This is a genomic window from Pseudoduganella sp. RAF53_2, assembly GCF_052113985.1.
In the GTDB taxonomy this organism is placed as follows: Bacteria; Pseudomonadota; Gammaproteobacteria; order Burkholderiales; family Burkholderiaceae_D; genus Rugamonas.
In genome coordinates this window covers 1-5,870 of record NZ_JBFRDW010000373.1, presented here as the reverse complement: position 1 = coordinate 5,870, position 5,870 = coordinate 1, and the positions used below count along the sequence as shown (strand labels likewise).

Below are 5,870 nucleotides of genomic sequence, written 5' to 3'. Positions count from 1 at the left end.
GACGCTGGACCGCGCCACGCAGAAGATGAGCGGCACGGTCACCTTCACCAATATGTCGAACGCGGTCATCAGCGGCAACCTGCAGTTCCGCGCCGATTACCTGACCAGCGGCGTCACGCTCGATAACCGCACCGGTATGCAGGGTGGCGCGCCGATGCTGTCGGTGCCGAAGGCCTCGTTGGCGCCGGGTGAAACGGTGACCGTCACGACTGTGTTTGCGAATCCGGGCCGCGTCAGTGTCGGCTACGCGCCCAAGCTGCTCGCTGGCTCTTTCTAAGGACAACTCATGAAAAGTTTGATGCTACGTGTACTTCTGCTGCTGGCGATAGTCGGCGGCGCGGTGCCTGCAATGGCGGGACCGCTTTATCAGGTGACGGTGAATACTTCGGCCCTGTCGGGTATGAGTGGCTACCTGGATTTTCTCTTCCTCGGTCTGGGCAGCGCGACACCTGCTGAAGCAAGGCTGTCGAACTTGTCCGGTGATCTCACTGGTGCGGATGCGGTATTCGGCGATGTCACCGGTACGCCCGCCAGCGGCATCGTGATTGGCAACAGCACCGGCTGGAACGAGTTTGCCGCTGGCGCCAACTTCGGCGGGCTGTTCACCTTCGATGTGCAGTTCAGCGTCGATGCGCCTTTCGGTGATGGCACCACGCTCGGCGTGGCCCTGCTGGACAGCGGCTTCAATTACCTTGGAACGGCGGCGAACATCGTCACCATCGCGCTGCAGCCTGGCGCGGCGGATGGCCTGGCCGTGGATGCGGCGTTCGCCCAGGTGAATGCTGTGCCTGAACCATCGGCGCTGTTGATGGTGGTGATGGGACTGATCCTGCTGAGCTTCATCCGGCTGCGCAAGCCTGTGTTCTGACGCAGTCTGTGCGAGAATGGTCCGGCTTGAAGTCGTCACAAGGACCATTCCATGCACGAGATTTCGCATCACCTGTTGGCCGCCATCTGGCAAGCGCTGGATGGCGACGCTGCTTTGCTGGAACGCTGCACGTTCAGCGGCGATGACATCCTTCCCTCCGTCTTCGCTACCTCGGACCTCGCCGTCGCATCGATCGGTGCGGCCGGGCTGGCGCTTGCATCGCTGCCGGGCGTTAGTGGCAACGTCACCGTATCGCGTCGTCTGGCATCGCTATGGTTTGGCTTCACGATCCAGCCGCAGGGATGGGAACTGCCGCCGGCATGGGATGCGGTTGCGGGCGATTACCGCGCGGCGGATCGCTGGATTCGCCTGCATACGAATGCACCGCATCACCGCGCGGCAGCATTGGCGGTACTGCGGTGCGCGGCCGAGCGGGAGGCCGTCGCGCAAGGTGTCGCACGCTGGCAAGCCGACGAACTGGAGGCTGCCATTGTGGCGCATGGCGGCTGCGCTGCGGCCATGCGCTCGCTGGACGAGTGGCGCGCGCATCCGCAAAGCATCGCACTGACTGATGCGCCGCTGATGCTGCGCGAAAGCCGGCCGTGCGATGCGTGGACATGGCGACCGGACGCCGCGCGTCCGCTGAAAGGCATCCGCGTGCTCGATCTCACGCGCGTGCTGGCAGGTCCCGTCGCGACGCGCTTTCTCGCCGGTTTCGGTGCTGAAGTGCTGCGCATCGATCCGCCGGGTTGGGACGAAGGCATCCTCATCCCTGAAGTCACGCTTGGCAAACGCTGCGCACGTCTTGACCTGCGTGAAGCCGGCGATCGCACCGTGTTTGAACGGTTGCTGGCGCAAGCCGACGTTCTTGTGCACGGCTACCGCGATGGCGCGCTCGATGGCTTGGGCTACGGTGCGGAAGCACGCGTAGCACTGAATCCGAATCTGATCGACGTTTCACTGAATGCTTATGGATGGAGTGGCCCGTGGCGCGGGCGCCGTGGCTTCGACAGCCTGGTGCAAATGAGCGCCGGTATCGCGGATGCGGGCATGCAGGCGCAGAACGCGGCCAAGCCGGTTCCGCTACCAGTCCAGGCGCTGGATCACGCGACGGGCTATCTGATTGCGGCGGCCGTGATTCGCGGCATTTATGCGCGGCTCACGCAGCAGTGTGCCACCCGTTGGCGATTGTCGCTGGCGCGCACGGCGCGCTTGCTGACGGAAGCGCCGCGTCCGCCCGAGCGCGCTGCGTGGCAGCCGCTGGGCGAGTCCGACATTGCGCCGGAGATCGAACAAACCGGTTGGGGACCCGCACGCAGACCGTATACGCCGCTTACGGTGGGCGAGGCGCGCATGCGCTGGTCGCGGCCCGCCAGCGCGCTCGGATCGTCAGACCCGAACTGGGATTAGCACCATGTTCACGCCGGAGGACCAATGGAAGTTCGCCCTCGGCAGCTTCATCTACGAGTTCGCCAAGCTGGAAGCGCATGTGTTCAGGCTCTGCGCCGCCATCGTCGGCGCTGACGACACGCGCAAGCTTACCTTCGGCAAGCGCCTCGACCGCATCAAGGCGCGTCTGAAGCAGCAGCCGCCTGCGCAGTGCGAGCCGGCGCTGGCCTTGCTCAGACAAGCGCGCGGCATGTCGAAGTTCCGCAACCACCTGCTGCACAACACCGAATTCCATGGCGGCGCGTCGCCGCTGCTGAGCGAACTGCAGGAACAACTGCGGCTACTGGAGGACCTTATCGCGCAGCTGCTGTCATGAGCCGATACGGCGATGCTCGCCGACGTTCTTCGGCGGATGGCCCGTCAGTGCGGCGCGCGCCATGGCAAACAGCGTGACCATCTTGCTGCTGCCGGTATCCCAATATTCGGCCGTGTCGATGCTGAACTTCAGCATGGCCAGGTGCGGATCGTCGACGCCGTTCGGGAACCAGGTCTTGGCCTCGACGTTCCATAGCTCTTCAGCCTTGGCGCGGTCGTCCACGATTTCTACATAGCCGGCAATCGACACGAACAGCATATCGTCCACATCGGCGAAGCTGAGGTTGGCCAGCGGATTGTTGAGCAGCTCACGCGTGAATTGCTCCTGATTGGAGACGAAAAACCACATGCGGCCTTCGTCGTCGAGCTGCTGCAGAGTCAGTGGGCGGCTGGTCAGCGCGCGCATATCGTCGGCCGTGGTCAGCATGCCGAACTTCACGTCCTTGACCTTGTCGCGCAGGTCTTGCAGTTCTTCGTTGGTGAAGGGAGTCATGGTACTGTCCTCATTTGTCGTAAACAAGGCCATACCATACGGGACTTGGCGTGGCGGCTCCGTACGCCAGCGAACACCAGACTGGCATGATTTCCGGGATATTTGTCCGCCAAGCTCGCGCTTTCATTCCTAATATTGGGAATATTCAATAAGGAGAACGACAATGCGCAATCCAAAACTCATGCTGGCCGCGGCCTGCCTGCTGGCTGGTGCAATCGCCAGTCCGGTAGCGCTGGCGGAAGCGCCGGGACCGGCGGTGAAAGCCCTGTTCACCAAGGCGCTGCCCGACTATCCCGGCAAGGAAGCCCTGATGCTGCAGGTGGAGTACCCGCCTGGCGGCGCCGACCCGATTCACCGCCACGATGCACACGCATTCGTGTACGTGATTGAAGGTTCGATCGTGATGGGCGTCAAAGGCGGCAAGGAAGTTACGCTGAAGGCCGGCGAGACTTTCTACGAAGGCCCGAACGATGTGCACACCGTCGGCCGCAACGCCAGCAAGACCAAGCCAGCTAAATTTGTGGTGGTCCTGCTGAAGGATGCGGGCAAGCCCGCATTGATCCCGACGGATAAATAATTACAGATCCTGCTTGAACACTTTGCCGTTCGCCATCACGAACGGCACTTGTTTGAGCACGCGCACATCCTTCAGCGGATCGCCGCTGACAGCGATGATGTCCGCATTCTTGCCCGGCTCCAGCGAGCCGGCGTCCTTGCTTACGCCCAGCAGATCGGCTGCGTTCACCGTAGCCGCTTTGATGGCTTCCATCGGCGTCATGCCGAATTCCACCATCAGTTCGAACTCGTCGGCATTGCGGCCATGCTTGGATACGCCGGCATCCGTGCCGAACGCAATCTTTACGCCACGCTCATGCGCGAGACGGAAAGCCTTGCCGGTGATGCCGATGCGCCATTTGATCTTTTCCAGCACTTCCGGCGAGTAGGCATTGGGATTGGCGGCCAGGCGCTCCTTATAGCCATTGATGGTGGACATGGTCGGCACATAGTAGGCGCCGGATTTCAGGAACAGCTTGACGCTGCCTTCATCGAGCAGGGTGCCGTGTTCGATGGAGTCCGCCCCGTAGGTCAGTGCGAGATCCACGCCATCCTTGCCGTGGGCGTGCACGGCGACCTTCTTGCCATACAAGTGGGCGGTTTCGATCAGGGCTTTGGCTTCGTCGTCGAACATCTGCTTGCCGACGCCTGCGCCAACCTGGCTGTTCACGCCGCCGGTGGTGGCGATCTTGATCACGTCCACACCGCGGCCGATTTGCAGGCGCACCGCGTGGCGGCAGCTTTCGGCGCTGTCGCATACATTGTCGGTGTGGATGGCTTCCTGCACCCAGTCCGCGTAGCCCAGGCGGCCGTCCATGTGGCCGGACGTGGTGGAGATTGGGGTGCCTGCATCGATGATGCGCGGACCTTTGACCCAGCCCTTGGCGATCGCATCGCGCAGGGCAAGGGTGATGCCCTGGTCGCTGTCGCCCAGATTGCGCACGGTGGTGAAGCCCGCGCTCAGGGTTTTACCGGCATTCAGCTGCGCCTCGTAAGCCCAGGAGGCGGCGCTGGTCGTCACATTGGCCAGCGCGCCTTCGGCCCCGGCGCGGTCCGAGATCAGGTGCACGTGGCTGTCGATCAGGCCTGGCAGCACGAAGCGCTGGCGCAGGTCGACGATTTTTGCGCCGGGATATTTGTCTGCGCCGACGAAGCCATCCAGCACGGCCTGCACTTTGCCATTGTCGACCACCACCGTGGAGGCGCCGCGCGGCGCTTGTCCGGGTTTATCGAGCAGGGTTCCGGCCTGGATCAGCGTTACCTCGGCAGAGGCGGCGCCGGCAAAGGCCATCAAGACGGCAAAGGACAGGGCGTGCTTGGTCATCGGAACTCCTTTTATCTGTGAAGCGACGAATGTAACACGTCCTGCTTGAGCAGATAAACCGAAGCGGCCAGCAGCACCACATCCTTCATCAGGAAGGCCACCGGGCCGACCATGGCAGGGAAGCCGCCCGCCGATGCTTCCCATCCGCCCGGAATGAAGGGGATGATGGTCACGGTCATCACGAAGGTGATCACGGAGCCCAGCGCACCCAGCATGCCAATCTTGCGGTTCCAGAAGCCCGCGAAAATGAGCAGGCCGAAGGTCCACTCAGCGGCACCGAGAAACCAGCTCGCGCCGCGCACGCCGAACACGGGATACATCCATGAAATGAGCGGGCCGTTGCTGATGTAGGGGATCAGCACCTGGGCTTCGTATTCCCACCATTTCTGGTAGCCGAAAAAGAAAAACGTGATGACCATCGCCGCGCGCAGGACGTGCAAGTCCAGGTCCGGCGACATCAGTTTGGAGCGTGACAGTGCCTTGATCAGTGCATGCATGTTCGTTCCCCTTAGTCGGCCGCCGGGAAATCGACGGTGGTGTCGTTGATACGGTTGAACACATTGGTGAAGGTGGTCACTGCGATCGCCAGGCTGATTTCCACGATTTGCTGGTCCGTGTAGCCGGCCGCCTTGATGGCGTCGAATTCGGATTGCAGGATGGTGCCGCTGGTCTGCTGCAGCAGGCGCACGAAACGCACCAGTGCATCACGCTTGGCATCGCCGGTCGGTTCGAATTTGCGGATCTGCTTCATGGCGTCGCGGCTCAGGCCCGTCATTTTGCCCAGCATGGTGTGCGCGGCGACGCAGTAATCGCAGCCGGCGATTTCGCTGACCAACAGCTTGATGGTTTCCTGCTCCTGCTTGCTC

9 protein-coding genes are annotated in these 5,870 nt (G+C 62.4%); 5 read left to right on the top strand and 4 right to left on the bottom strand.

Going from position 1 to position 5,870, the window contains the following annotated elements:
- From AB4Z11_RS20355 to AB4Z11_RS20340, 4 genes are all read left to right on the top strand, one after another.
- On the top strand, positions 1-277 hold a 277-nt coding region (locus AB4Z11_RS20355), incomplete at its 5' end, for a hypothetical protein (RefSeq protein WP_442027260.1).
- A 21-nt stretch (positions 278-298) separates the two neighbouring features.
- Positions 299-868 carry an NF038129 family PEP-CTERM protein gene (locus tag AB4Z11_RS20350; RefSeq protein ID WP_442027258.1) on the top strand — a complete coding sequence of 190 codons (570 nt, stop codon included), beginning with the start codon at positions 299-301 and terminating at the stop codon, positions 866-868.
- A gap of 51 nt (positions 869-919) precedes the next feature.
- Positions 920-2,278, top strand: a complete 1,359-nt coding sequence (locus AB4Z11_RS20345; RefSeq protein WP_442027256.1) for a CoA transferase — start codon at positions 920-922, stop codon at positions 2,276-2,278.
- Positions 2,279-2,282: 4 nt separating this feature from the next.
- Complete coding sequence (locus AB4Z11_RS20340; RefSeq protein WP_442027255.1) at positions 2,283-2,633, top strand: hypothetical protein; 351 nt, start codon at positions 2,283-2,285, stop codon at positions 2,631-2,633.
- Here the strand turns inward: AB4Z11_RS20340 and AB4Z11_RS20335 are convergent.
- Complete coding sequence (locus tag AB4Z11_RS20335) at positions 2,628-3,125, bottom strand: pyridoxamine 5'-phosphate oxidase family protein (protein WP_442027253.1); 498 nt, start codon at positions 3,123-3,125, stop codon at positions 2,628-2,630. The genes AB4Z11_RS20340 and AB4Z11_RS20335 overlap by 6 nt on opposite strands.
- A 163-nt stretch (positions 3,126-3,288) precedes the next feature.
- On the opposite strand from AB4Z11_RS20335, the gene AB4Z11_RS20330 reads away from it, so the two are divergent.
- Positions 3,289-3,702 (top strand): cupin domain-containing protein, encoded by a 414-nt coding sequence (locus tag AB4Z11_RS20330; RefSeq protein ID WP_442027251.1) that lies wholly within the window; start codon positions 3,289-3,291, stop codon positions 3,700-3,702.
- Here AB4Z11_RS20330 and AB4Z11_RS20325 read toward each other — a convergent pair whose 3' ends face one another.
- The 3 genes from AB4Z11_RS20325 to AB4Z11_RS20315 form a co-directional block, all read right to left on the bottom strand.
- Positions 3,703-5,004 (bottom strand): amidohydrolase family protein, encoded by a 1,302-nt coding sequence (locus AB4Z11_RS20325; RefSeq protein WP_442027250.1) that lies wholly within the window; start codon positions 5,002-5,004, stop codon positions 3,703-3,705.
- Positions 5,005-5,015: 11 nt separating this feature from the next.
- Positions 5,016-5,501: a YkgB family protein gene (locus AB4Z11_RS20320; protein ID WP_442027248.1), complete on the bottom strand. Its 486-nt coding sequence runs from the start codon at positions 5,499-5,501 to the stop codon at positions 5,016-5,018.
- An 11-nt stretch (positions 5,502-5,512) separates the two neighbouring features.
- Positions 5,513-5,870 (bottom strand): carboxymuconolactone decarboxylase family protein (locus tag AB4Z11_RS20315; RefSeq protein ID WP_442027247.1); only part of this gene is annotated, 358 nt, incomplete at its 5' end.

Coding starts and splice junctions, on each gene's coding strand:
- AB4Z11_RS20320 (WP_442027248.1), bottom strand. CDS start 5,501: ATGCATGCACTGATCAAGGCACTGTCACGCTCCAAACTGATGTCGCCG.
- AB4Z11_RS20345 (WP_442027256.1), top strand. CDS start 920: ATGCACGAGATTTCGCATCACCTGTTGGCCGCCATCTGGCAAGCGCTG.
- AB4Z11_RS20330 (WP_442027251.1), top strand. CDS start 3,289: ATGCGCAATCCAAAACTCATGCTGGCCGCGGCCTGCCTGCTGGCTGGT.
- AB4Z11_RS20335 (WP_442027253.1), bottom strand. CDS start 3,125: ATGACTCCCTTCACCAACGAAGAACTGCAAGACCTGCGCGACAAGGTC.
- AB4Z11_RS20340 (WP_442027255.1), top strand. CDS start 2,283: ATGTTCACGCCGGAGGACCAATGGAAGTTCGCCCTCGGCAGCTTCATC.
- AB4Z11_RS20325 (WP_442027250.1), bottom strand. CDS start 5,004: ATGACCAAGCACGCCCTGTCCTTTGCCGTCTTGATGGCCTTTGCCGGC.
- AB4Z11_RS20350 (WP_442027258.1), top strand. CDS start 299: ATGCTACGTGTACTTCTGCTGCTGGCGATAGTCGGCGGCGCGGTGCCT.